At 64.5% G+C, this 24,948-nt stretch carries 19 protein-coding genes; 8 read left to right on the forward strand and 11 right to left on the reverse strand.

Annotated elements, in window-relative coordinates; translation table 11 throughout:
* Positions 1–191: 191 nt before the first annotated feature.
* Together NCS03_RS05145 and upp are read right to left on the reverse strand one after the other, a co-directional pair.
* Complete coding sequence (locus NCS03_RS05145; protein WP_008350627.1) at positions 192–920, reverse strand: YebC/PmpR family DNA-binding transcriptional regulator; 729 nt, start codon at positions 918–920, stop codon at positions 192–194.
* 318 nt (positions 921–1,238) lie between these two features.
* Positions 1,239–1,892 (reverse strand): uracil phosphoribosyltransferase, encoded by a 654-nt coding sequence (upp, locus tag NCS03_RS05150; protein ID WP_008350624.1) that lies wholly within the window; start codon positions 1,890–1,892, stop codon positions 1,239–1,241.
* Positions 1,893–2,104: 212 nt separating this feature from the next.
* Between upp and NCS03_RS05155 the strand changes: the two genes are divergently transcribed.
* From NCS03_RS05155 to kdpE, 4 genes are read left to right on the forward strand one after another with little or no spacing between them, the layout of a single operon-like run.
* Positions 2,105–2,884, forward strand: a complete 780-nt coding sequence (locus tag NCS03_RS05155; protein ID WP_008350622.1) for an SDR family oxidoreductase — start codon at positions 2,105–2,107, stop codon at positions 2,882–2,884.
* Positions 2,885–2,897: 13 nt separating this feature from the next.
* On the forward strand, positions 2,898–3,287 hold the full coding sequence (locus NCS03_RS05160; RefSeq protein WP_008350620.1) for a methylglyoxal synthase: 390 nt from the start codon (positions 2,898–2,900) through the stop codon (positions 3,285–3,287).
* Positions 3,288–3,310: 23 nt separating this feature from the next.
* Positions 3,311–4,285: a quinone oxidoreductase family protein gene (locus tag NCS03_RS05165; RefSeq protein ID WP_008350618.1), complete on the forward strand. Its 975-nt coding sequence runs from the start codon at positions 3,311–3,313 to the stop codon at positions 4,283–4,285.
* A gap of 31 nt (positions 4,286–4,316) precedes the next feature.
* Positions 4,317–5,015, forward strand: a complete 699-nt coding sequence (gene kdpE, locus NCS03_RS05170) for a two-component system response regulator KdpE (RefSeq protein WP_250434315.1) — start codon at positions 4,317–4,319, stop codon at positions 5,013–5,015.
* Here kdpE and NCS03_RS05175 read toward each other — a convergent pair.
* From NCS03_RS05175 to NCS03_RS05205, 7 genes are all read right to left on the reverse strand, one after another.
* Positions 4,991–5,668 (reverse strand): SDR family oxidoreductase, encoded by a 678-nt coding sequence (locus tag NCS03_RS05175; protein ID WP_008350614.1) that lies wholly within the window; start codon positions 5,666–5,668, stop codon positions 4,991–4,993. The genes kdpE and NCS03_RS05175 overlap by 25 nt on opposite strands.
* 817 nt (positions 5,669–6,485) lie before the next feature.
* Positions 6,486–9,821 carry an efflux RND transporter permease subunit gene (locus NCS03_RS05180; RefSeq protein ID WP_034471185.1) on the reverse strand — a complete coding sequence of 1,112 codons (3,336 nt, stop codon included), beginning with the start codon at positions 9,819–9,821 and terminating at the stop codon, positions 6,486–6,488.
* A gap of 3 nt (positions 9,822–9,824) precedes the next feature.
* The gene (locus tag NCS03_RS05185) at positions 9,825–12,944 is read right to left on the reverse strand and encodes an MdtB/MuxB family multidrug efflux RND transporter permease subunit (protein ID WP_008350610.1); all 3,120 of its coding nucleotides are present in this window, start codon (positions 12,942–12,944) and stop codon (positions 9,825–9,827) included.
* 15 nt (positions 12,945–12,959) lie between these two features.
* Entirely contained in the window at positions 12,960–14,315 is a 1,356-nt protein-coding gene (locus NCS03_RS05190) for an MdtA/MuxA family multidrug efflux RND transporter periplasmic adaptor subunit (RefSeq protein ID WP_008350608.1), read from the reverse strand.
* A gap of 321 nt (positions 14,316–14,636) precedes the next feature.
* Positions 14,637–15,470: an IclR family transcriptional regulator gene (locus NCS03_RS05195; RefSeq protein ID WP_008350606.1), complete on the reverse strand. Its 834-nt coding sequence runs from the start codon at positions 15,468–15,470 to the stop codon at positions 14,637–14,639.
* 512 nt (positions 15,471–15,982) lie between these two features.
* Complete coding sequence (locus tag NCS03_RS05200) at positions 15,983–16,291, reverse strand: hypothetical protein (protein ID WP_144403775.1); 309 nt, start codon at positions 16,289–16,291, stop codon at positions 15,983–15,985.
* Between the two features lie 194 nt (positions 16,292–16,485).
* Positions 16,486–17,067, reverse strand: coding sequence for a DJ-1/PfpI family protein (locus tag NCS03_RS05205; protein WP_250439448.1), 582 nt, complete (start codon positions 17,065–17,067; stop codon positions 16,486–16,488).
* Positions 17,068–17,244: 177 nt separating this feature from the next.
* On the opposite strand from NCS03_RS05205, the gene NCS03_RS05210 reads away from it, so the two are divergent.
* Together NCS03_RS05210 and NCS03_RS05215 are read left to right on the forward strand one after the other, a co-directional pair.
* The gene (locus tag NCS03_RS05210; protein WP_051079045.1) at positions 17,245–17,718 is read left to right on the forward strand and encodes a BCAL1086 family glycoprotein; all 474 of its coding nucleotides are present in this window, start codon (positions 17,245–17,247) and stop codon (positions 17,716–17,718) included.
* A gap of 115 nt (positions 17,719–17,833) precedes the next feature.
* On the forward strand, positions 17,834–20,506 hold the full coding sequence (locus NCS03_RS05215; RefSeq protein WP_250439451.1) for a mechanosensitive ion channel family protein: 2,673 nt from the start codon (positions 17,834–17,836) through the stop codon (positions 20,504–20,506).
* Between the two features lie 7 nt (positions 20,507–20,513).
* Here the strand turns inward: NCS03_RS05215 and NCS03_RS05220 are convergent, their stop codons facing one another.
* Positions 20,514–21,122, reverse strand: coding sequence for a cysteine dioxygenase family protein (locus NCS03_RS05220; protein WP_250528881.1), 609 nt, complete (start codon positions 21,120–21,122; stop codon positions 20,514–20,516).
* Positions 21,123–21,249: 127 nt separating this feature from the next.
* On the opposite strand from NCS03_RS05220, the gene NCS03_RS05225 reads away from it, so the two are divergent.
* Together NCS03_RS05225 and NCS03_RS05230 are read left to right on the forward strand one after the other, a co-directional pair.
* Positions 21,250–21,723, forward strand: a complete 474-nt coding sequence (locus NCS03_RS05225; protein ID WP_033536869.1) for an Lrp/AsnC family transcriptional regulator — start codon at positions 21,250–21,252, stop codon at positions 21,721–21,723.
* Between the two features lie 281 nt (positions 21,724–22,004).
* Positions 22,005–22,226: a hypothetical protein gene (locus tag NCS03_RS05230; protein WP_008350594.1), complete on the forward strand. Its 222-nt coding sequence runs from the start codon at positions 22,005–22,007 to the stop codon at positions 22,224–22,226.
* Positions 22,227–22,233: 7 nt separating this feature from the next.
* Here the strand turns inward: NCS03_RS05230 and NCS03_RS05235 are convergent, their stop codons facing one another.
* Positions 22,234–24,780, reverse strand: a complete 2,547-nt coding sequence (locus NCS03_RS05235; RefSeq protein ID WP_250528882.1) for an FUSC family membrane protein — start codon at positions 24,778–24,780, stop codon at positions 22,234–22,236.
* Positions 24,781–24,948 lie beyond the last annotated feature (168 nt).

Genomic DNA, 24,948 nt, shown 5'->3' on the forward strand with positions numbered 1-24,948 from the left:
ACACTCGTCATGGCGTCGCGAAGGCGGCTCGCGCTGACATCGGCTGCGTCACGCGCCTTCCTCGGGCGATGCCGCGCCGCGAAGGCCGTGCGGCGCTGCTCCGGCATGGCAGCCGAAGCGAAAGATGTTCCATGCGAGGCCGCGGCGGACTTCGATGCCGCCGCGCCCCTGCGCTACGAAGCTCGGAAAGCTCAGTCTTCGTTGATCGCGGCGTTTGTATAGACTTCCTGCACGTCGTCGAGATTTTCGAGCGCGTCGAGCAGTTTTTGCATTTTCACTGCGTCGTCGCCGCTGAATTCGACTTCCGTCTGCGGTTTCATCGTCACTTCGGCGAGTTCCGCCTTGAAGCCCGCGGCTTCGAGCGCGTCCTTCACCTTCTGGAAATCGTTCGGCGGGCAGACCACTTCGATGCTGCCGTCCTCGTTCGTCACGACGTCGTCCGCGCCGGCTTCGAGCGCGGCGTCCATCAGCTTGTCTTCCGGCGTGCCGGGCGCGAACAGGAACTGGCCGACGTGATCGAACATGAACGACACCGACCCGTCCGTGCCCATGTTGCCGCCGAACTTCGAGAACGCGTGGCGCACTTCCGCGACGGTGCGGGTGCGGTTGTCCGTCATCGTGTCGACGATGATCGCCGCGCCGCCGATACCGTAGCCTTCGTAGCGGATTTCCTCGTAGTTCGCGCCATCGACGCCGCCGGTGCCGCGCTGGATCGCGCGGTTGATGTTGTCCTTCGGCATGTTGGCGTCGTAGGCCTTGTCGACGGCGAGGCGCAGGCGCGGGTTCGAATCGATCTCGCCGCCGCCCATGCGCGCCGCGACCTGGATTTCCTTGATGAGGCGCGTCCAGACCTTGCCTTTCTTCGCGTCGGCCGCGGCTTTCTTATGCTTGATGTTGGCCCATTTCGAATGACCCGCCATTACCTTTCTCCATCGCGCGCGGACCTGCCGGGCGCCTAGTGTGCTGTCGTGCTGAATGTGTCTGTCTGCCGCGCGCTGCTCGGCCGCGGTCGGGTTCGCTCGGGGATCGTTTCGATCCGGCCTGACCCGAATAGGAACAGACCGAAATTTTAGCATGGCGTCGTGCGCTCTCAATGCCGTGTGGCACGGGCCGGAACGCGAAAATCGGCGCAAACCGTGCGAAATTCCATCGAATCGCGTGGAATTCGCGCGAACGAAGCCGTAAACGCAAACCGCCGCGCAGAATCGCGCGGCGGCTGGAATGGTTCCGGCGAACGCTTAATTCCTCGTGCCGAAGAGACGGTCGCCCGCGTCGCCGAGACCCGGAACGATATACGCATGCTCATTCAGATGCGAATCGAGCGACGCGACATACAGCTTCACATCCGGATGCGCGTCCTGGAACACCTTCACGCCCTCGGGCGCGGCGACCAGTGCGACGAAAATGATGTTTTCGGCTTGCACGTTGCGGCGCTTCATCACGTCGACGGCGTGCACCGCCGAGTAGCCCGTCGCGACCATCGGATCGCACAGAATGAAGACGCGCTCTTCGAGATCGGGCGGCAGACGCACGAGATACTCGACCGGACGATGATCGTCCGCGCGATACACGCCGATATGCCCGACACGCGCCGAGGGCACGAGATCCAGCAGGCCGTCCGACATGCCGATGCCCGCGCGCAGCACCGGCACGATCGCGAGCTTCTTGCCGGCGATCACCGGCGCGTCGATCCCGACGAGCGGCGTTTCCACGCGCTTGGTCGTAAGCGGCAGATTGCGCGTGATTTCGTAGCCCATCAGCAGCGTGATTTCGCGCAGCAGCTCGCGGAACGTGCGCGTCGACGTGTCCTTGTCGCGCATGTGAGTGAGCTTGTGCTGGATCAGCGGATGATCGGTGATGAAGAGATTGGGAAAGCGGCTGTCTTGTTTCATGGGTCTCGCGCGCGGCGCGTCCTGCTCGTGTGATGTTCTGCCTCTGACGCTCGGGGAGCGGACAGTGGCGACAGTTTACCCAAAAGCCCGCGCACGCCTAAGAAGATTCGCGCGGGCCTTGGCGTTTCCGCCGCCGACGTTGCTGCCCCGATTCTTCTAGAATTGCGCGAAGACGTCACGATCTGTGACGAAAGACAACTGGAGGAAAGACGATGGATATGGGAATCGCGGGCCGCACCGCGTTGGTATGCGCGGCGAGCAAGGGCCTGGGACGTGGCTGCGCCGAAGCGCTCGCCGCCGAAGGCGTGAATCTCGTCATCACCGCGCGCACGGCGGAAACGCTCGAAGCGACGGCAGCGCACATCCGCTCGACTTACGGCGTCACCGTGACGACCGTCGCGGGCGACATCACGACGCCCGAAGGCCACGCCGCCGCGCTCGCCGCCTGTCCCGCGCCGGACATTCTCGTCAACAACGCGGGCGGGCCGCCGCCGGGCGACTTCCGCACCTTCACGCACGAGATGTGGATCAAGGCGCTCGAAGGCAACATGCTGACGCCGATCGAGCTCATCAAGGCGACCATCGACGGGATGATCGAGCGCGGCTTCGGGCGCGTCGTGAACATCACGAGTTCGTCGGTGAAGGCGCCGATCGACGTGTTGGGTCTCTCGAACGGCGCGCGCTCGGGCCTGACCGGTTTCGTCGCCGGCGTCGCGCGCAAGGTCGCATCGACGGGCGTCACGATCAACAATCTCCTGCCGGGCACGTTCGACACCGACCGTATCGCCGTGACGATGGAAGCGCAGGCGAAGGCGCAGAACATTTCGATCGACGAAATGCGGGCGCGCCGTGCGCAAAGCCTGCCCGCGGGCCGCTTCGGCACATCGGAGGAATTCGGCAAGGCATGCGCGTTCCTCTGCAGCGTGCATGCGGGCTACATCACTGGTCAGAATCTGCTGATCGACGGCGGCGCTTATCCCGGCACCTACTGAGACGGAGCCTCTGATGACCACACGCGTCGCGCTCATCGCGCACGACATGAAGAAGGACGACATCGTCACGCTGGCGGGCGAGTTCGTCGACACGCTCGCGCAATGCAATCTCGTCGCGACCGGCACGACCGGCGGACGCATCGCGGCGGCGCACGGGCTGGAGATCGAGCGCAAGCTGTCCGGCCCGCACGGCGGCGACCTGCAGATCGGCGCGGAACTGGCGGAAGGGCGCGTGAACATCGTGATCTTCCTGCGCGACCCGATGACGCCGCAGCCGCACGAGCCCGACATCAACGCGCTCGTGCGCGCCTGCGACGTGCACAACGTGCCGTGCGCGACCAACATCGCGACGGCGCGCATGATTCTCGACGACTTGCGTCTGCGCTTCGCGCGGGCGTCCTGAAGATCAAAGGAGACGAACGAGCGATGACCAAGGCAATCCGATTCGACAAAGCAGGCGGCCCCGAAGTCATGAAGTGGGTCGACGTGGACGTGGGCGCGCCGGGCAAGGGCGAAATCCGCGTGAAGCATCATGCGGTGGGCCTCAATTTCATCGACGTGTACTTTCGCACCGGCCTGTATCCGATGCCGCTGCCGGGCGGCCTCGGCATGGAAGCGGCCGGCGAGGTGACGGCGGTGGGCGAGGGCATCACGCAGTTCAAGCCGGGCGATCGCGTCGCCTATGCGTCGCGCCCGCCGGGCGCCTATGCGGAAGAGCGCGTGATGTCGGCGGATTACGTCGTCAAGCTGCCCGATTCGATCGGCTACGAAGATGCCGCGTCGATCATGCTGCAGGGTTTGACCGCGCAATATCTGCTGCGCCGGACGTATCGCGTGAAGGCGGGCGACACGGTGCTGATCCACGCGGCGGCCGGCGGCGTCGGCATGCTCGCGTGTCAGTGGGCGAAGGCGCTCGGCGCGACGGTGATCGGCACGGTCGGCTCCGACGAGAAAGCCGAGCTCGCGAAGGCGCACGGCTGCGATCATCCGATCGTCTACACGCGCGAGAATTTCACGCAGCGCGTGCGCGAGATCACGAACGGCGCGGGCGTGCCTGTCGTCTACGATTCGATCGGCAAGGACACGTATATCGCGTCGCTAGATTGCCTGTCGCCGCTTGGGCTTTTCGTGAGCTTCGGCAATTCGTCGGGCCCGTTGCCGCCGCTCGATTCGTCGGAGCTGGCCGGTCGCGGCTCGCTGTATTTCACGCGGCCGACGCTTTTCAGCTACATCGCCAAACGCAGCGATCTCGACACGATGGCGGCGGAACTGTTCGATGTCGTGTCGTCGGGGAAAGTGAAGACGAACGTGCGCCAGCGTTATCCGCTGTCGGAAGCGGCGCGCGCGCACGAAGACCTCGAAGCGCGCAGGACGACCGGCTCGACGATTCTTCTGCCGTGAAGCGACGCGAAACCGCGCGGACGGCTATCCGATGAGCGAGCCGTCCTTTACCGTCGTCCTGATCGAGGATGAGAAGCAGATTCGGCGCTTCGTGCGCGTGTCGCTCGAAGCGCAGGGCATGACGGTCCACGAAGCGGACACCGGTCAGAAAGGTCTCGTCGAAGCCGCGACGCGCAAGCCCGATCTCGTGATCGTCGATCTCGGCCTGCCGGACACCGACGGCATCGACGTGATCCGCGAACTGCGCGGCTGGACCGCGCTGCCGATCATCGTGCTGTCGGCGCGCACGCAGGAGGAGGAGAAAGTCGCCGCGCTCGATGCCGGCGCCGACGATTACCTCACGAAGCCCTTCGGCGTTTCCGAGCTGATGGCGCGGATTCGCGCGCATTTGCGGCGGCGCAATCAGGCGTCCGCGAGCGAGACGCCGGTCGTGACTTTCGGCGATGTGACCGTCGATCTCGCGCTGCGCCGCGTCACGAAGCACGCCGAAAACGTGCATCTGACGCCGATCGAATACCGGCTGCTATCGACGCTCGTGCGTCACGCGGGGCGAGTGCTGACGCATCGGCAATTGCTGGTGGAAGTGTGGGGGCCGTCGCATGTCGAAAGCCCGCATTATCTGCGCATTTACATGGCGCATCTGCGGCAGAAGCTGGAGCGCGATCCCGCGCAGCCGGAACATATCGTGACCGAGACGGGCGTGGGTTACAGGCTCGTCGGCGTGGCGTGACGGACCGCGCTGAGCGAAGCGAGCGCGGTATCGATCGGCACGTCCCCGCCGACGAACGCGATCAATCGGTCGCGGATGCCGAGCGTCACACATCGCACGGCGATGCGCGCGACGTCGGCGCGTGCGACTTCGGGCGTGTGTTCAGTGAGTTCGTCGGCGAGCGCGATGGTCCCGCGCGGCGGCGCGTCCGATAAAGGCCCTGGCCGAAGAACCGCGAACGGCACACCGCGATGCGCGACGTATTCGTCGGCTTCGCGCTTCATCCGCGAGTAATGGCGCAATGCAAAACTGCTTCGCGCCGGATGAAGTGCGGATAGCGCGCTCACGACGACGAGCTGCTGCACGCGGCGGCGCCTGGCGTAATCGGCGGTGCGCATGACGGCATCGCGATCGATCGCGCGTTCTTCGTTGACGCCTTCGTTGTCCGCCGATCCGGCTGCGTAGATCACATGCGTGATGTCATCGAAGGCGTGAGAAAAGTCGTTGGTGAGATCGCCTAGCAGGATTTCGGCGCCCATCGCCGCGAACTCGCTCTTGTGCGCGGATTTGCGCAGCATTGCGCGGAATGGCATGGCTTGCCGATGCAATCGCTCGGCGATGAGGCGGCCCGTGCGGCCGTGGGCGCCGATCAGCAGAACCTTCAGCGAGTTCATGTGCGGAAGTCTCCTTTGCTTGCGGTTCCTTTTTTGGTCGGTGGCTTCGGCTTTCGCCGGATCCCGTTTTCGTGTCGGTCTATTAACGTTGCCCCTGTGCGGGGCGGCACTCACTTTCTTTGCTGCTGCAAAGAAAGTAAGCAAAGAAAGCAGCTTTTCAGGCCCGCGGTCACACGCAATTTGGGTAGTTCTCTCGTTCTCGATGGCACTCGCCTAAAGAGTGCCCTCATCACAATCACCGGGCTTGGCTCGCGCACGGTCTGCCTTCACTCGCCACACACCAAACTGGTTCAGCACCAAATAGCTCCGGCCCGCTTCGCGGCCGATGGGTCAATCGGGTCCGCGCGTGCTTCTCTACTAACGTCTCCATCTCACTGCAATCGCCGCACGTTGGTTTCCCTTGCATAGCCGGCGGCAGCGCGTAGCGCTGTGCCGAAGCTCTTTCGTGCTGAACCAGTGTCCTTGGAAAACTAGCTCGTCAGACCGTGCGCGATCCAAGCCCGGTTAGTCCTTTGAGGGCACTCTTTAGGCGAGTGCCGCCGTGGACGAGAGGACTACCCAAATTGCGTGTGACCGCGGGCGTGTCGAGCTGCTTTCTTTGGTCACTTTCTTTGCAGCAGCAAAGAAAGTGACTGCCGCCCCGCACAGGGGCAGTGCTAATAGACCGAGAGCAAAACGGGATCCGGCGAAGGACCAAGAACAAACGCCCACTCCGGGATCCGGCGACGGACCAAGAACAAACGCCCACTCCGGGATCCGGCGAAGGACCAACAACAAACGCCCACTCCCCGATCCGGAGAAAACAAAGAGCAAAACCTCACTCCGCCGCGCCAGCCGGCCCCGCCCCGCGCTGCCGCCGAGCGCGCCGTTCTTCCGCGCGAATCCGAAACCGATCCATATAAAGATAGACCACAGGCGTCGTATAGAGCGTGAGCATTTGACTCACGATCAACCCGCCAACGATCGCGATCCCGAGCGGCGCACGCATCTCCGAACCTTCGCCGCTGCCGAACGCCAGCGGCAGCGCACCGAGCAGGGCGGCGGCGGTCGTCATCATGATCGGGCGAAAGCGCAACAGACACGCCTCGCGAATCGCGTCCTGCGGCGTCTGCGCGCCGTGGCGCGTCGCCTCGATCGCGAAATCGACCATCATGATCGCGTTCTTCTTCACGATGCCGATCAGCAAAATAACCGCGATCAGCGCGATGATGCTGAACTCCGTCTTGAACAACAGCAACGCGAGCAGCGCACCGATGCCCGCCGACGGCAAAGTAGAAAGAATCGTGATCGGATGGATGTAGCTTTCGTACAGAATCCCGAGCACGATGTAAACCGCTGCGAGCGCCGCCAGAATAAGGAGCGGCTGGTCGTTGAGCGATTGCTGGAACGCCTGCGCCGTGCCCTGGAAGCTGCCGTGAATGGTCTGCGGCACGCCGATCGTGGCCATGGTCTCGTAGATCGCCGCGGTCGCGTCGGAGAGCGACTTGCCCGGCGGCAAATTGAACGAGATCGTCGATGCGACGAACTGGCTCTGGTGATTCACCGAAAGCGGCGTGTTGCCCGGCCCGAACTTCGCAATCGCGGAAAGCGGCACCATCGTTTCCTTCGATGTCGACACCGCCGCGCCCGACGACGACCCGTTCTTGCCCGTCGCGGCGATCGCGTTGGTCGCCGAGTTCTTCACGGCGGCCAGCGCAAGGGCAGCGGTTGTGTCGGACGTGCTCGTCGAGGAACCGCCCGCGCCCGTCGATCCCGTCGCCGAAGTGGACGCGGTCGTCGTCGTGCCGGACGTGGTCGTCGATTGCGTCGATGCCGAACCGCTCGCCGTGCCGCCCGACGTGCTGATGTAAATCTGCTTGAGCATCTCCGGGTCCTGCCAGTATTTCGGCGCGAGCTCCATCACGACGTGATACTGCGACAGCGGGTTGTAGATGGTCGATACCTGCCGCTGGCCGAATGCGTCGTAGAGCGTGTTGTCGATCTGCGCGGGCTTGATGCCGAGGCGCGCGGCCGTCGCGCGGTCGAACGTGACCATCGCTTCGAGGCCGCCTTGCTGCTGGTCGGAGTTGACATCGGCGAGTTCGGGGCGCTTTTGCAGCGCCTCGGTGAGAAGCGGCCCCCACTTGTACAAGTCCGCCGTGGAGTCGGACAGCAGCGTGAACTGATATTGCGCGTTCGATTGCCGCCCGCCCACGCGAATGTCCTGCACCGCCTGAAGGAAGGTGCGCGCGCCGGCGACATCCGCGAGCGGCTTGCGCAGGCGGTTGATGACCTGATCGGCGGACACCTTGCGCACGCTCTTCGGTTTGAGCGAGATGAACATGAAGCCCGAATTGGTCGAGCGCCCGCCCGTGAAGCCCGCGACGCTGTCGACGGCCGGGTCCGCTTCGACGATCTTCATCATCTCGGCGAACTTGAGTTTCATCGCCTGGAACGACGTGCTCTGGTCCGCCTGAATGCCGCCGATGATGCGGCCCGTGTCCTGCTGCGGGAAAAAGCCCTTCGGCACGATGACGTACAGATAAACGTTCAGCCCGATGGTCGCCAGCAGGATCAGGAGAATCGTGCGCGGATGCGTGAGCGCCCAGCCGAGCGTGCGCGCATAGCCGCGCTGCATGCGATCGAACTGGCGCTCCAGCCAGCGCGCGACGCGGCCTTCCTGCTTGCGCTCGTGCGGCTCTTCGAGCAGGCGCGAGCACATCATCGGCGTGACGGTCAGCGAGACGACGAGCGACACCGCGATCGCGAGCGACAGCGTGAGCGCGAATTCGCGGAACAGCCGCCCGACGATGCCGCCCATCAGCAAAATGGGCAGGAACACGGCGACGAGCGACACGCTGATCGACAGCACCGTAAAGCCGACTTCGCGCGCGCCGAGTATGGCGGCCTGCATCCGCGGCACACCTTTTTCCACATGCCGAGTGATGTTCTCGAGCACGACGATCGCGTCGTCGACGACGAAGCCCGTCGCGATGGTCAGCGCCATCAGCGAGAGATTGTCGAGCGAGAAGCCGAGCAGATACATCGCCGCGAACGTGCCGATGATCGAGATCGGCACGGCGACGCTCGGTATCAGCGTCGCGCGCCAGTTGCGCAGGAACAGGAACACGACCATCACGACGAGCGCCACGGCGATCACGAGCGTGAGCTCGGTATCGTGCAGCGATGCGCGGATGGTCGTGGAGCGGTCGGCGGTCGGCGTGATCTGCACGTCGGCGGGAAGCGCGGCCTGCAACTGCGGCAGCATCGACTTCACGCGGTCGATCGTCTCGATGATGTTCGCGCCCGGCTGGCGATACAGGATCACGAGCACCGCGCGCTTGTTGTTGATGAGGCCGAGATTGCGCAAGTCTTCGACGGAATCGACCACTTCGCCGACATCCGAAAGCTTCACCGCCGCGCCGTTGCGGTACGCGACCACGAGGTCCTTGTACTGCGCGGCCTTGCTCGCCTGATCGTTGGTGTAGAGCTGGACGCGCGTGCCCTTGAACTCGATCGCGCCCTTCGGACTGTTCGCGTTCGCCGACGCCAGCGCGGCGCGCACGTCCTCCAGCCCGATGCCGTAGTGAAAGAGCGCACCCGGCTCGAGCTCGACGCGCACGGCCGGATTCGCCGAGCCGCTCACGTCCACTTCGCCGACGCCCGGCACGGTCGAGAGCGTCTGCTGCAGCACGGTCGCCGCGGAATCGTAGAGCGAGCCCGCCGTGCGCGTGGGCGAGGAGAGCGCGAGCACGAGAATCGGCGCGTCGGCGGGGTTGACCTTGTGGTACGTCGGATTCTGGCGCAGCGCGGTCGGCAGGTCGGCGCGCGCGGCGTTGATCGCGGCCTGCACGTCGCGCGCGGCGCCGTCGATATCGCGATTCAGGCCGAATTGCAGCGTGATGCGCGTCGTGCCGACAGAGCTCATCGAGGTCATTTCGCTGACATCGGCGATGGTGCCCAGATGTCGCTCCAGCGGACTCGCGACGCTCGTCGCCACCGTCTCCGGACTCGCGCCGGGCAAGGACGCCTGCACGGAGATGGTCGGAAAATCGACTTGCGGCAACGGCGCCACCGGCAAGCGCACGAACGCGAACATGCCCGCGAGCGCGATGCCGACCGCGAGCAGCGTCGTGGCGACGGGCCGGGCGATGAAGATGCGCGACAGGTTCATGACTCAGCGGCCCTCGCTGGCCGGGGCCGGCGGCGCGTCGCGATGAAAGCGCGCGCGCAGCTTGCGGGCGAGCGAATCGAAGCCGAGATAGATGACGGGCGTCGTGAACAGCGTGAGCAACTGCGACACGATCAGGCCGCCGACGATCGCCACGCCGAGCGGACGCCGCAGCTCCGAGCCCGCGCCCCAGCCGAGCATCAGCGGCAGTGCGCCGAGGAGCGCGGCCATCGTGGTCATCAGAATCGGGCGGAAGCGCAGCAGACACGCCTGGAAGATCGCTTCGCGCGGGGGCTTGCCCTGATCGCGCTCCGCTTCGAGCGCGAAGTCGATCATCATGATCGCGTTTTTCTTCACGATGCCGATCAGAAGCACGATGCCGATGATGCCGATGATGTCCAGATCGTGCCCGGTGATCATCAGCGAGAGCAGGGCGCCGACGCCTGCGGACGGCAGCGTCGAGAGAATCGTGATCGGATGGATGAAGCTCTCGTACAGCACGCCGAGCACGATATACATCGTGACGATGGCCGCGAGAATCAGGAACAGCTCGTTCGACAGCGACGCCTGGAACGCGAGCGCGGCGCCCTGATAGCGGATCTGGAACGACGCGGGCAAGCCGATTTCCTCCTTGGCCTGCTCGATTGCTTTCACGGCCTCGCCGAGCGACGCGCCCTTCGCGAGATTGAAGGAAACGGTCGTCGCCGGGAACTGGCCGAGGTGCGTGACGAGCAAGGGCGCCGCGCGTTCGTGGAACTTCGCGATGGCCGAGAGCGGCACCTGACCGTTGGTCGCGGTGGAAGAGGGCAGATAGATGCCGTTCAGCGTTTCGCTGTAATGCGCGTCGGACGGTTCGGCTTCGAGAATCACTCGGTACTGGTTCGATTGCGTGAAAATCGTCGAGATGATGCGCTGGCCGAATGCATCGTAGAGCGCATTGTCGACGGTCGCGGGCGTGATGCCGAAGCGCGCGGCTGTCTCGCGGTCGATCTCGATATAAACCGACTGGCCGTTCTGCTGCAGATCGGTGGCGACGTCCGTCAGCACGGACGTGTGTTGCAGCCGCTCGACGAGCTTTGGCACCCATTCCGCGAACTCCGACGCGTTCGGGTCCGTCAGCATGAACTGATACTGCGTCGGGCTGACGGTCGAATCGATCGTCAAATCCTGCACCGGCTGCATGTACAGCTTGATGCCGGGAATATCGGCGACTTCGCTCTGAATCTCGCGGATGACATCGCTCGACGTATTGCTGCGGTCGTCGCGCGGCTTCAGGTTGATGAGCATGCGCCCGCTGTTCAGCGTGATGTTCGAGCCGTCCACGCCGACGAACGAGGTGAGGCTTTCGACGTCCGGGTTCTGCAGAATCTTCTTCGCGAGCGCCTGCTGCTGGTCCGCGACAGCCTGATACGACGCGGCCTGCGGCGCCTGCGTAATCGCCTGGATCACACCGGTGTCCTGCGTCGGAAAAAAGCCCTTCGGAATGTACACGTACAGCACGGCGGTCAGAATGAGCGTGAGCACGAAGACGAACAGCGTCGCGCGTTGGCGCGCGAGCACCCATTCCAGCGCGACCGCGTAACGCCCGATCACGTAATCGATGAACTGATGCGCGCGCGCCTCGAAGCGCTTGCTTTCCTTCGGCGGCGTGTGGCGCAGAAGTTTTGCGCACATCATCGGCACGAGCGTGAGCGAGACGATTGCCGAAATGACGATGGTCACCGCGAGCGTGATCGCGAACTCGTGAAAGAGGCGGCCGACGACATCGCCCATGAAGAGCAGCGGAATCAGCACGGCGATGAGCGAGACCGTCAGCGAGATGATGGTGAAGCCGATCTGCTTCGAACCCTTCAGCGCCGCTTCGAGCGGCGGATCGCCTTCCTCGACGTAACGCGCGATGTTCTCGATCATCACGATGGCGTCGTCGACCACGAAGCCGGTCGCGATGGTCAGCGCCATCAGCGAGAGATTGTCGAGCGAGAAGCCGCACAGGTACATGATCGCGAGTGTGCCGACGAGCGACAGCGGCACCGACAAGCTCGGGATGATGGTCGCGTAGACGTTCGCGAGGAACAGATAGATGACGAGCACGACCAGCACGACGGACAGCGCGAGTTCGAACTGCACGTCGCGCACCGAAGCGCGGATGGTCGTCGTGCGGTCCGTGACGACGCGCACGTCGAGCGCGGCCGGCAGCGATTGCTGCAATTGCGGCAGGATTTTCTTGATGCCGTCGACCACCGCAATCACGTTCGCGCCCGGCTGACGCTGCACGTTCAGGATGATCGCGGGCGTCGAATCGACCCATGCGCCGAGCTTCGTGTTCTCCGGCCCCTCGACGATGCTCGCGACGTCCGTCAGCATCACCGGACGGCCGTTGCGATACGCGACGACCGCGCTCTTGTACGCGTTGGCGTCGGTGAGCTGGTCGTTCGCGTTGATGGTGTAGGCGCGCGTCGGGCCGTCGAAGTTGCCCTTCGGCGTGTTGACGTTGAGGTTCGAGATCGTCGTGCGCAGATCGTCGATGTTCAGGCCATACGACGCCAGCGCGCGCGTGTTCGCGCGAATCCGCACGGCAGGGCGATTGCCGCCGCTCACCGATACGAGGCCGACGCCCGCGACCTGCGAGATCTTCTGCGCGAGACGCGTGTCGGCGAGGTCTTGCACTTGTGTCAGCGGCAAGGTTTTGGAGCTGACCGCGAGCGTCATGATCGGCGCGTCGGCGGGGTTCACCTTTGCGTAGATCGGGGGCGCGGGCAGGTCGGACGGCAGCAGGTTGCCCGCTGCGTTGATCGCCGCCTGCACTTCCTGTTCGGCGATATCGAGCGGCAAATCAAGGCTGAACTGCAGCGTGATGACCGATGCGCCCGCCGAACTTTGCGACGACATCTGGTTCAGGCTCGCCATCTGCCCGAACTGCTTTTCGAGCGGCGCCGTGACGCTCGACGTCATCACGTCGGGCGACGCGCCCGGATAGAACGTCTGGACCTGGATCGTCGGATAGTCGACGGCGGGCAGCGCCGAGAGCGGCAAAAAGCGCAACGCGACGAGGCCGACCAGCATGATCGCCGCCATCAGGAGCGCCGTGCCGACCGGACGCAGAATAAAAATGCGGGATGGATTCATGCTTTCGAATTGCGCTTACTGCTGCGATTGCTGACGCCGATGACCGCCGTGGCGCGCACCCGACGCCGCCGAAGCCGGCGCCGCAGCCGACGCGCCCGATGCACCCGACGCGCCCGATGCCGCTTTCGCCTTTTCAGCCGGAATCGTGATTTTCGCGCCTTCCTTCAGGCGGTCCGAGCCGTCGATGACCACGCGCTCGCCGACTTGCAGTCCGGATTTGATGCTGGTGCGCTCGCCGTCGACCGGGCCGGTTTTCACGTTGCGCACGGTGACGGTGTTGTCCGGCTTCACGACGTACACGAACGCGCCCGACGAACCGTTGAGCACCGCCGGCGTCGGCACGATGGTCGCGTTCTTGATGACATCGACGAGCAGCTTCGTGTTCACGAACTGATTCGGGAAAAGCATGCCTTCCTTGTTGTCGAAGGTAGCGCGCAGCTTGACGGTGCCGGTCGTCGTGTCGATCTGGTTGTCGACGGTCTCGAGATAGCCCGCTTCGAGCGACGTGGTATTGGCGCGGTCATACGCCGTGACCGACATCTTCGTGCCCGCGTGCAGCGGCTTGAGAATCGCGGCGAGATTGTCTTCGGACGTGGTGAAGATCACGCTGATCGGCTGCAACTGCGTGATGACGACGACGCCGTTCGTGTCGCCCGTCGTCACGTAGTTGCCCGGATCGACCTGACGCAAGCCGACGCGCCCCGACACCGGCGCCGTGATGCGCGCGTAGGTCAGATCGAGCTTGTAGGTATCGACGTTGGCCTGATCCGACTTCACCGCGCCTTCGTACTGCTTGACGAGCGACGCCTGCGTGTCGACCTGCTGTTTCGCGATGGAATCCTGCGAGAGCAGCGTCTGATAGCGCTGCAGGTCGAGGCGCGCGGTCTGCAGCAGCGCCTGGTCTTTCGCGAGCGTGCCCTCGGCGTTGCGCAGCGAGATTTCATACGGACGCGGATCGATCTGCGCGAGCACGTCGCCCTTCTTGACCATCTGGCCTTCCTTGAACGCGACATCGACGAGCGTGCCGTTCAACTGCGTCTTGACCGTGACGTTCGCGAGCGGCGTCACGGTGCCGAGCGAATTGATGACCACAGGCATTTCGCCTTGGGTGACGGTCGCGACATGCACCGGCTGCGGCTGATTCATCGGATTCGGCATGCCGCGCCTTCCGCCTTGACGGGCTTCCGGCGCGCCGCTCGTGCCGCCGCTCTCGCCGCGATTCCACGGATGCCACCACGCAACTGCGCCGGCGACGATCAGGATCGCGACGATGAGCGGCACGACCCGGCGCCGCCGCGGCGCGGGTTCGATGGCGGCAGGCGTCGGAGGCGTCGGGCGCGAGTGCCCTGGGGGATTCTTTTGGTCGTCCATCGGTTCGGAGGCTGGTCTTTCAAATCTGTTCGGAGCGCGGACGGGCGGCGGTCACGGTTCAAGCGCCAGACGATGCGCCGCGCGCATGAACCGAGACCGAAGCGGAGGCCGTGAATGACGCGGGGCCGTTGAAAGCGGCTGGAAAGGCTGCCTGTCGAGCCAGGCGAGCGATCCGGCGCGACCCCGGTGCGCGCGAAGCATGATGCTACGTCCCGCACCCGAGGGCGTCCACCGGCCTTTCTTTCTGTTGATTACGAGTGTTACACGCGCAACCGGCCGCGCTTTCGAAGGCGTTCGGCCGCGCAGCGGCCGTCGCGTAGTCTAACTGGCGGCGCGCAATAGGTTCGGGGCGTGCGTTCCGCCGATCTCGCGTGTGATCTGCTCGACGCAATCGAGCAGGGCGGGCGCGACCTCGTCGATCAATATGTCGCGCGGACACTGATGCGCGGCGCCGCCGCAATTGACCGAATAGCGTTCTTCGGACGGCCCGACGAAGCCCGCCGCGACCGCATTCAATCCGTGATGCCATTCGCCGATGGAGATCGCGAAGCCGAGGCGCAACGCATCGTCGAGGCCGCGTTGCAAGCCGCCCGCGATGGCCGGCCAGTCGTCGCCGGATGCGATCTGCAAGCTGCCGATCAGCGCACGCCGATCCGCGTCGGACAACACCGCGAGATACGCGCGTCCGACAGCGGTGCGGCTCAGGTCCATCCTGCCGCCGACTTCCAGCCGCGACACCAGAACGGCGGACCGCGGCCGAATGGCATCGATTACAACCATCTCCAAACGATCGCGCACGGCGAGGTGCACCGAGAGACCAGTGCGCTCGGCGAGACGGATAAGAAACGGGCGCGCTCGAGCGCGAATATCGAAATTACGTAAGAATCCGTTGCTCAGTTCGAGAACGGACGCCGTCAGCACGAAGCGCTCGCTGTCGGGCAAGCGGTGCAGCAATCCGGCGCCGACGAGCGTCGCGGTGATCCGGGATATCGTGGGCTTCGGAATTCCCGTCCAGTCGGTCAGTTCGCGATTGCTCACCGGCGCGTCCGCGGCGGCGATCCGGCGCAGCACATCGAGCCCGCGGGCGAGCGCGGTCACTTCCTCGCCGTCCTTCTCCCGGGCGCGTTCGCGGCCCACCGACGGTTCGTTTTGCATAGGCATTCGTTAAGTGAAACATCGTTTTGTTTGATGACCTGGCGCAATTCTACAAGGCCAGCACGAGAAACTTGCAAACGATGCAAACCTTCAGGATAAGCTGTACCCGCAATGAAACTTTTATGTGTTTCGGTGCATGTTGAACGAAACTTGGGCAGTTGCCCGGACCGCGAGATTTTGCTTGACTTGAGCAGCGATCCCGGAAAAAATGGAACCGAATTTCGAAACCCGGGGTGACGTGCGCTTCAGCGCTTACCGCCCGAGCTTCGGAGACAGGCTCTCAGGTTCTAGCACGGCCCTCGGAATGGCTAGAACTTTTAAGGCGCTACGGAAACGTAGCGCCTTTTTTTTCGTCCGTGCGTTCGTCGAAAGTCTTGGCGCGAATATACCGGAAAGCGCGGGGGAGCCGGGTCTCGTCGTTCGGACGTCGAAAGGAAATGATGGGGAGAGAAGCGGCAGTCATCTTCGCTGCCGAAAGCAAAACGCGGCGCAATGTGCGCCGCGCTGGGAGATCAATACATGTTCGCAAACACGCGTGGCTGCCGAAGCAAGCGTTTGCCGCGCCCGATCCAGTAGACCGCTGCGCACACCAGCAATAGCGCGACCGAGTACACGACGAGCGGCGAAATTCGTTCGGGCGCGGGCGGGCTCGTCGCGATGAGCAGAGCCGCGAAGAATGCAGCGCCCGCCTGACAGAAAGCGCGGTGAGCGAGACTGCGACGCATGCGTGGAGTGGTGAAGCGGGAGACAGGGGCGCGAGTGAACGGCTCGAAGAGCATCAACCCTGCGACAAGGGCGACGGCGACATTCATGAAGAGCATGGTGCGAGACTTCGTGGGAGGCGGGACGGCGGCAAATATATGCCAACCGAATAGGGTGCCAAAACCAGAAGTCTCCGAAATGTAGAGGGAAAATTCTATTCGCCGCTCACCGCGGGTAAATCGTTTGCGCCAGCTATATGTAAGGCTGGCGCACCCCGTTGACCAGAGGCGAGGTTCCCCTGCGATGCAAGGTTTCAAAGTTCGATTCGAGTGCCGAGCAGCGTCAGGAATTGCCCGATCCACGCCGGATGCGCGGGCCATGCGGGCGCGGTGACGAAATTCGCATCGGTGATGGCCTCATCGACGGCGATATCGGCGTAAGTCGCGCCCGCGAGCCGCACTTCGGGCGCGCACGCCGGGTACGCGGAAATGCGCCGCCCTTCGATCACGCCCGCCGCCGCGAGCAATTGCGCGCCGTGGCAGACCGCGGCGATCGGCTTGTTCGCCTGCGCGAAGTGCCGCACGAGTTCGAGCACGCGATCGTTCAGGCGCAGATATTCCGGCGCGCGGCCGCCTGCGATCGCGAGCGCGTCGTAACGGGCCGGATCGATGTCGTCGAAGCTCGCATTCAGCGTGAAGCGATGTCCCGGCTTCTCCGTATAAGTCTGATCGCCTTCGAAATCGTGGATCGCCGTCTTCACGGTGTCGCCGCGCTTTTTACCGGGGCACACCGCATCCACCGTATGGCCGACGGCCTGCAACGCCTGAAACGGAACCATCGTTTCATAGTCCTCGGCGAAATCGCCGGTGAGAAACAGAATCTTCTTGGCAGCCATCGCTAACCTCGTCAGGGAATGGGTTGTCGGATGCTCGATGCCGCGCGCCGCTCCATCGCGCTCGCGCCGCGCGGATCAGTCTACTATTCGCGCCGCGCTTCGCATGTGACAGCGCGAAGCGACGCGCACCGACAGCGTATGATGGGCGCGAGTTTCGAGACGAAGGAAGGTATCACCATGCAGATGACTCCCATGACCCGCATCGCCGTGACGCTCGCCGCGCTGGGCGTGCTGGCCGCGTGCGAGAAGCACGACGCAACCGCGGGGCAGGCCGCGAGCGCTCTCAACAATCTGGCGAGCCAGACAAGCCAGAAGTTCGACCAGGCGGCGAGCTACGTCGGCCAGAAGGTCGATGCCGCGAAACAATCGGCGCAGCAGAACATCGACAGCGCCGGATCGATGCCCGATGTCTCCGCGAGCAGCGTCGCCGCGACGGCGCGATCGAACTTCGACAGCGCGGCGAGCGCGACGAACGCCGCGATCAACAATGCCGCGAGCGCGACGGGCGCGGGCTTGCAATCGGCGGGGCGCAAGCTGCAGGAATGGTCCGCGCAGTCGGGCGGCGCGTCGAATCCGCAAGCGAGCGCGCAAGGCTCGGTCGCCGGACCCACGTCCGAGTCCAGCGGCGCGCGCACCGAGATGGATAAATAGAGCTGTTTCGTCTGAAAAATCAACGCAGAAGCGCTTAACATTCGGTTACGTCCGCTTTGGGCGGCCTCCCTGTTATAGCCGCTAAACTGGCGGACTTTCAGAAATCGAGACCGTTATGAAGTCACGCAAGCTCGCGCCGCGAAGCGCGGCGGCGTCTGGCGCGATCTCCTGGATGGCGGCGTGCGTGCTGTTGCGCGCCGCACTCGCGCGCCACGCTGCGCGCGCGTTTTCGCTTGCAATGTCGTCGATGCTCGCCGCGCTGGCCGCGTCGATCGTGTTCGCCTCGCCTGCCGTCCAGGCCGCACAGGCCCTCACGCTGCCCACGTTCCAGGAACTGATCACGCCGGCCGCGCCCGCATCCGCACCGGATGCCGCGTCGGCGCCCGCGATGTCCGACGCCGAGATGCTGCGCTCGCTCGACAACATCATCGCCACCCTCGATAGCGACAAGCAGCGCACGGCGCTCGTCGCGCAGCTCAAGCATCTGCGCGATGCGAAGCGCGCCGCCGATTCCACCGCTCCGGCATCCGGCGCCGCGGCGGCCTCCGCGACGGCGGACACCGCCGCGAGCGGCACGGCAGCGGGCGCACAGCCGACTTCGGGAACGACGGCATCGTCGGTCGTGGCGACCATCGCGCAGAACGCGGGCTTGCTGGGCGCGATCGCGTCGGCGCTCACGAACATCGAGGCCGACGTGAAGCGCGGCAAGACGCCTATCGCCTATTGGGTCGGACGCTTCAACGCCGCCGGCAACGAGCTTTTCACGATCGTCACGAGCCAGAGCCGCGAATCGTTCGGCCGCACGCTCTTCAACTATTTCGCGACGCTCGCGGGCTGGGGCGCATGCGCGATGGCGCTCGTCTATCTGCAGCGGCGCGTGCGGGCGCGATTCGGCATCGACAGCGGCCTGCATTCGAACCCGACGACGCGCGAACTGCTGCTCTTCACGCTGCGCCGCGTCGCGCCGTACCTGTTCGCGTTCCTCGCGGCGCTCACGTTCACGCACTACATGCCGCTGTCGCTCGGCCGCACGCTCGCGATGGTCACCGCTTACGCGATCGTCGCGGGCGCGGTGTTCTCCGCAATCTGTCTCATCATGTTCTCGCTGTTCGGCTCGGCGCACCGGCGCGTCGCGGTGAACCTGCTCATCGGCCGCGCGCGGCGGCTTCTCTTTCTGATCGGCACGCTCGGCGCGCTCGGCGACGCCGCCGCGAATTACGACGTCGCGCAGCAGCTCGGCACCAATCTCTCCGCGCTGATCTCGACGTGCGCGAACATGGGCGCCGCGGCGCTCACCGCGTATTTCGCGCTCGCGTTCCAGCGGCCCGTCGCGCATCTGATCCGCAGCCGCACGTACGAGCAGCGCAACACGCGCAAGGCCGCGACCGAGACGTTCGAAGTGGTCGCGTCGCTTTGGCAGTTGCCGCTGCTGCTGCTCGCGTCGGCGTCGGTCGTGGCGACGCTCATGGGCATCGGTACGTCGGAAAACGTGCTGCAGATGGCGATCGCCACCGCGGGCCTGCTCGTCGTCGCGTTCTTTCTCTCGGCGATCGTCGTGCGTATCACGCGGCCCAAGTCGAGAAAACCGCGCCGCCAGTCGGCGTATGTGCGCAGGCTCGTCAAGTTCGTCGGCACGATGATCGTGGTCGGCGTCTGGCTCGTGTTCCTCGAATTGTCGTCGCGTTTCTGGGGATTCTCGCTCGCGCACATGGCCGAGGAGAGCGTCGCCGCGCGCGGCATCACGCACGCGGTCGGGATGATCGTGCTGACGTTCTTCGTCGTCTGGCTGATCTGGATTCTGATCGACACGGGCATTCAGGAAGCGCTCAGGCCCGACGCGGCGCGGCGCGGCGGACGCGGCCCGAGCATGCGCGCCCGCACGATGCTGCCGCTCGTGCGCAACGTGGTGTTCGTGTTCCTGCTGACGGTCGCCGCGATCGTCACCGCCGCGAATCTCGGCCTGAATGTGACGCCGCTGCTCGCGGGCGCGGGCGTGATCGGCCTCGCGGTGGGTTTCGGCGCGCAATCGCTCGTGGCGGATCTGATCACCGGGCTTTTCATCATCATCGAGGACACGATTTCGGTCGGCGATTCGATCGAGGTCGAAGGCGGTCACGCGGGCATCGTCGAAAGCCTGACGATCCGCACCGTGCGCCTGCGCGACGGCCAGGGCGCGATCCACGCGATTCCGTTCTCGCAGATCAAGACGGTGAAGAATCTGTCGCGCGATTTCGCGTACGCGGTGTTCGAGGTGCGCGTGCCGTTTTCGGCGGACGTCGACCAGGTCACGCAGATGATTCGCGAAGTCGGCGCGGATCTGCTGGACGATTTCCGCTATCGGCTCGAAATGCTCGGGCCGGTCGAAGTGTGGGGACTCGACCGCTTCGATCCGAACTGGATGGTCGTGAAAGGGCAGATCAAGACGCGCCCGTTGCAGCAATGGAGCGTCGCGCGGGCGTTCAATCTGCGTATCAAGCGCAAGATGGACGAAGCCGGCATCGAGATTCCGGTTCCGCAGATGCACGTGCAAATGACGCGCGACGCGATGTCGGGCGCGGACGCCGAAGGACGCGAGCGCGCGCGGCGCATCTGGACGGGCGAGGCGCCGGCGCCGGTGGAAGAGGAAGAAGAACTCGCGGCCGGGCCGGCCTTTGTGCGCGAGACGAAGATCGCCGCAGCCGCGGCCCGCGACGTTTCGCACGAACCCCAGCCGGCGCCGCCGCCGACCGATCAATCCGTGCAGATTCCGCCGCAGATTCCGACCGCGTCCGAGCCGGGGAAGGGCTGAGCTTTTTTCAGGCGGCGAGCAGATCGTTGACGTGTGTGGCGATCTGCTCGCCCGCGACGCCGTAGACATGCAGCGATACGGCGCGCGCGGCGGCATCGGCGGGATTGCCGAGCTGATGAATCGCGCCGCGTCCCGCATCCACATAGGACACCGCGCCCGGCGCGCGCGGATGACGCCGCGTCTCGATCGCGCGATGGGCGACTGCATCCCAGCGATAAAGCGTTTCTTCGAGCGCGCCATCGATCACCGCATAGCCGCACCATGTCCGATGACCATGCACCGGGCTCGCTTGCCCCGGCTCCCAGACGAGCGCGGCGATCGCGTAACGGTTGAGCGGGTCGGCGGCGAGCAGATGACGGCAATAGTTCCGCGGATCGCTCACGCGCTGATCGGGACGCAGCAGGCCCGGATCGGCGATCGCGCGTTGCAGCGCGAGGCGCACGCGCTCGCCGAACGACGCGCGCGAATCCGCTTCGGCGGTGGCGAATGCGGCGTCGATTTCGCGGCACAGTCGTTCGAGCGCGGGGCTTCGTAACGCGGCACAATCGGCGGCCGGGGAAGCCGCCAAAGCCGATGAAGAGGGCCGCGCCAGGCGGCTGACATGTTCGAGTCGCATAGTGGATGAGCCGTCGCGTCGTTGTTGTTCGATCCGCTCATTTATACCGGCTTGCCTCCAGAATTAGTTTCCATATAATTCCGCTCGACCATCAAGAAATAGAATAATTTCCTATAAGGGGTGCAGCATGGGAATGGACCTCATCGACCGCAAGCTGCTCGAATTGCTTCAGCAGGATGTGACGATGCCCATCGCGGAACTCGCGCAGCGCGTGAACCTTTCGCAGACGCCGTGCTGGAAACGCGTGCAGCGTCTGAAAGAGACGGGCGTGATCCGCGCGCAGGTTGCGTTGTGCGATCCGAAGAAGCTGGGCGTCGGGACGACGGTGTTCGTCGCGGTACGCACCAACCAGCACACGCAGACCTGGGCCGACGATTTCACGCGCGCCGTGCGCGATATTCCGGAAGTGGTCGAGGTGTACCGGATGAGCGGCGAGACCGATTATTTGTTGCGCGTCGTGGTGTCGGATATCGACGACTACGATCGCGTCTACAAGCAACTCATTCGCGCCGTGCCGCTGTATGACGTGAGCTCGAGTTTCGCGATGGAGCAGATCAAGTATTCGACGGCGTTGCCGGTGCGCCCCACGCTCGAACCCTGAACCGCCGACACATAAGAAAAGCCGCCCGGGCGGGCGGCTCAACACGTCCGGTCACTAGGTATCCCGGGATTGCCCCTTTAGCCCTTCCCGGGATCGGACGCGCATGGAATCGTGACTAGTATCGTCAATCGGACGGGCCGCGTTCAAGCGCGCGCGTGCAGCAGAGAATTTCGCGATGGCGGCGCGGGTTGCGAAACGACGATGGGCGCCCCGCAATCCAACTGAAACCCAACCCGAGTACCATAGCGGGTTCTTCCCGACACGCCGCCACGAATCCATTCATGAGCCACGACCCCCGCGATCCGCGCCGCCCGGACGGTACGCCGAAAAAGAATCCGACCCGCGCCGTCAGCGTGTTCATCGTCGTCGTGGTGCTGATCGTGATCGGCACGATCCTGTTCAACGCGATCCGCGAGAAGCGCGAGTTCGACGAGGAAAACGCGCAGCCATCCGCGGCGAGCGACGTGCGCCCCGCCGTGCCGGCGGTCGGCGCGTCGCAGTAGGCACGCGTCAAACCGGCAGGCGAATCTGCGCGGCGTCCTTCTCGATCAGCGATGACGCCGTCAGCATCTGCTTGCATTGATGCGCGAGCAGCTTGAGATCGTGAAGCGCATCGGCGGGCAGCGACTGCGCGCGCTCTGCATCGACGACCATCTTGTCCAGATCGCGCCGCAGTTGCTTGAGCGCGTCCGCGTGAGCGGGCGGCGCATCGGGCTTGGCGGCGCCGGGCAGTTCGCCCTCGGCCTCGGCGAGATTGTCGCGCACGATCCCGAAGGTGCGCTGCACCGGCTCGAACGGCTGACCGCCCACCTCGTTGAGCGATTGAAGCAGCGGCGCGGCGGCGGTGATCTGCGAGGCGAGCACATGGCTCTGCACGAGCAGATCGTTCAATTCGGCGGCATACCTTTGCTGCGCCTTGGGCTCCAGCATCATGCGCTGGAACGCCTGCGCGAGATTGGCGAACGCGATATGCACGTTCTTGCGCGCGAGCCGGTAGCGGAAGTCGCGGTCGAGCGCCGTGGCGGTCACCGTCGCCGCGGCGGATGCGCCCTTGCTCGCCGTGGCCGCCGTGCTCTCGCCGATGCTCACCGGCGATAAACGCTGCGCCGTCGCGCTCGCGGCTTTCATCGCGGAATCGGCGGCGGGAGGCGGCGTGGCGGCCATCGGCTCGACCGGTTCGCTGACCGCTTCCGCCGCGATCGTCACCGTTTGCGCGGGCGTCGCCACGGCCGACGACGTCGCCGCCACCGCACCCGCATTCGCATCGGCGAACACGGCGCGATCGACCGGCGTTTCGGCCGCCGGCGCGTGAACCGCAGCCGCGCGCGCCTTGTCGGTCTGCGTCCCGCGCCACCACCAGCTCGCTTCGAGATAATTGCGCGTCGCGGCGAGCAGATCCTTCACGGGCTTGCCCATCAGCCGATATTCCCAGTACGGAAACAGATGACTCGCCGCGATCGCGATCGCGCAGCCGACGACGGTGTCGATCGCGCGCTCGCCGATGATCCGCATGTTGCCCGGCGCGAGCAGATGGAACATCAGCAGCACATACGACGACGTGAACACGACGCTCGCCGCATAGTTGAAAAGCAGGAGGCTGTAGCTCATCACCATCGACGCAAACATCACGACGAGCAGGATATGCGGCTCCTTGAAGAACAGGATCAGCGCGATGGTCACCGCGCAGCCGATCGCCGTGCCGATGATCCGCTGCGTGTTGCGCTGCTTGGTGAGCGAGTAGCCGGGCTTCAGAATGATGACGGTCGTCATCACGATCCAGTACGCGTTCGTGAGCGGCAAGAGACGCCCGAGCCAGAAGCCGATACCCACGGCGATCGTCACGCGCAGCGCATGCCGGAAACTCGGCGACGACATCGTGAGGTTCGAGAATATCTGCATGAACGGCACGCGCCGGCTCGATATGAAGCGCGACAGCGCGTGGTCGATCTGCACTTCGGTTTCGGTGACGCTCGGTTCGTCGCGCGTGCGGCGGCGCATCTTGTCGATGAGACGCGTCGCGCTCCACAGACGCCTGAACACGGCGGCCGCCGCCGCGTACGCTTCGGGATTCTTCTCCGGCAGCCCGTGCTTGCGCATCAGTTCCAGTTCGTATTCGATCGCGCGCAGTTCGGCCTTCATGCTGATCTGCCGGCCGGCCGCCTTGTTCTGCAGCACCGCGAGCCCGATTTCCTCGAGATCCGCGCTCGCCTTGCGCATCAGGTCGCGATAGAAGATCAGCACGTCGGAGCCGGCGAACGTCTTTCTCACGAGCGGATAGTCCGTATGCGCGCCGACGAAGAACTCGTGCAGATCGACCACGTTGATGAACAGATTGAAGAGCCGCGCGCGCCGCGCGTTGAGCTTGCCGCTCTTCACCTTCGGCAAGTTGCGCAGCACGATGTCGCGCGCCGCTTCCTGCCGCTCGACGGCCGCAATCTGCTTTTCGATGAGCACGCGATAACACTCGTCGAGATCGGCGTCGCTGTCGTAGAACTCGGCGCGCGCGAGCAGATACTCCGCGCAACTGAAGATGCTTTCGGCCAGCGCCTGCTGCTCGATGCGATAGACGAGCAGCCGTGAGACCAGCGTCGCCCAATACGTGTACCAGAGGCCGCCCAGCAAAATCCACGATGCGTTGATGAGCGCCTGCATCGGCGTGAAATGCTCTTCCAGCGTGACGACCATCATGAAGAGCGTCGCGAAGCTGATCTGCGGCCAGCGATTGCCGTACACGACGATCAGCGACAGCACGAACGTCAGCGGCACGATGGTCAGCCAGAGCGTGATCGGATTCGCGGTCGCGATGCCCGTTGCGAGCGCCGCAAGAAAGCCGATCACCGTGCACGCGAGCATCTCGTTGTGCTTGTGCCTGAGCGGGCCGGGCATGTCGACGACGCACGCACCGAGCGCGCCGGTTGCGATCGTGAAACCAAGCTCGCGATTGTGAAAGACGGTGAGCATCAGGACGGCGGGCAGCGATACGCCGAGCGCGATGCGCAACCCGCCAAAGAAATACTGGCTGTAAATGAACTTCCTGATTTCGAACGAATAGCGCATCGACTTCCTGTTTTACGCTCGTTGACGTCATGGAGACGAAGCGAGAATCGAGTCTAACCCAACTCACCCGGGCTTCGACCCTCGGCCATTCGGCCAGGTTCTCGGCGGCACGTCCGCTTTGTTATGCTGGCGCATTAGCTGACAAAGCTTTTCAAATCGCGCGCCGGT

It is taken from the genome of Caballeronia sp. ATUFL_F1_KS4A (assembly GCF_023630905.1).
GTDB lineage: Bacteria > Pseudomonadota > Gammaproteobacteria > Burkholderiales > Burkholderiaceae > Caballeronia > Caballeronia zhejiangensis.

Coding starts and splice junctions, on each gene's coding strand:
- NCS03_RS05145 (WP_008350627.1), bottom strand. CDS start 920: ATGGCGGGTCATTCGAAATGGGCCAACATCAAGCATAAGAAAGCCGCG.
- upp (WP_008350624.1), bottom strand. CDS start 1,892: ATGAAACAAGACAGCCGCTTTCCCAATCTCTTCATCACCGATCATCCG.
- NCS03_RS05155 (WP_008350622.1), top strand. CDS start 2,105: ATGGATATGGGAATCGCGGGCCGCACCGCGTTGGTATGCGCGGCGAGC.
- NCS03_RS05160 (WP_008350620.1), top strand. CDS start 2,898: ATGACCACACGCGTCGCGCTCATCGCGCACGACATGAAGAAGGACGAC.
- NCS03_RS05165 (WP_008350618.1), top strand. CDS start 3,311: ATGACCAAGGCAATCCGATTCGACAAAGCAGGCGGCCCCGAAGTCATG.
- kdpE (WP_250434315.1), top strand. CDS start 4,317: ATGAGCGAGCCGTCCTTTACCGTCGTCCTGATCGAGGATGAGAAGCAG.
- NCS03_RS05175 (WP_008350614.1), bottom strand. CDS start 5,668: ATGAACTCGCTGAAGGTTCTGCTGATCGGCGCCCACGGCCGCACGGGC.
- NCS03_RS05180 (WP_034471185.1), bottom strand. CDS start 9,821: ATGAACCTGTCGCGCATCTTCATCGCCCGGCCCGTCGCCACGACGCTG.
- NCS03_RS05185 (WP_008350610.1), bottom strand. CDS start 12,944: ATGAATCCATCCCGCATTTTTATTCTGCGTCCGGTCGGCACGGCGCTC.
- NCS03_RS05190 (WP_008350608.1), bottom strand. CDS start 14,315: ATGGACGACCAAAAGAATCCCCCAGGGCACTCGCGCCCGACGCCTCCG.
- NCS03_RS05195 (WP_008350606.1), bottom strand. CDS start 15,470: ATGCAAAACGAACCGTCGGTGGGCCGCGAACGCGCCCGGGAGAAGGAC.
- NCS03_RS05200 (WP_144403775.1), bottom strand. CDS start 16,291: ATGCTCTTCATGAATGTCGCCGTCGCCCTTGTCGCAGGGTTGATGCTC.
- NCS03_RS05205 (WP_250439448.1), bottom strand. CDS start 17,067: ATGGCTGCCAAGAAGATTCTGTTTCTCACCGGCGATTTCGCCGAGGAC.
- NCS03_RS05210 (WP_051079045.1), top strand. CDS start 17,245: ATGCAGATGACTCCCATGACCCGCATCGCCGTGACGCTCGCCGCGCTG.
- NCS03_RS05215 (WP_250439451.1), top strand. CDS start 17,834: ATGAAGTCACGCAAGCTCGCGCCGCGAAGCGCGGCGGCGTCTGGCGCG.
- NCS03_RS05220 (WP_250528881.1), bottom strand. CDS start 21,122: ATGCGACTCGAACATGTCAGCCGCCTGGCGCGGCCCTCTTCATCGGCT.
- NCS03_RS05225 (WP_033536869.1), top strand. CDS start 21,250: ATGGGAATGGACCTCATCGACCGCAAGCTGCTCGAATTGCTTCAGCAG.
- NCS03_RS05230 (WP_008350594.1), top strand. CDS start 22,005: ATGAGCCACGACCCCCGCGATCCGCGCCGCCCGGACGGTACGCCGAAA.
- NCS03_RS05235 (WP_250528882.1), bottom strand. CDS start 24,780: ATGCGCTATTCGTTCGAAATCAGGAAGTTCATTTACAGCCAGTATTTC.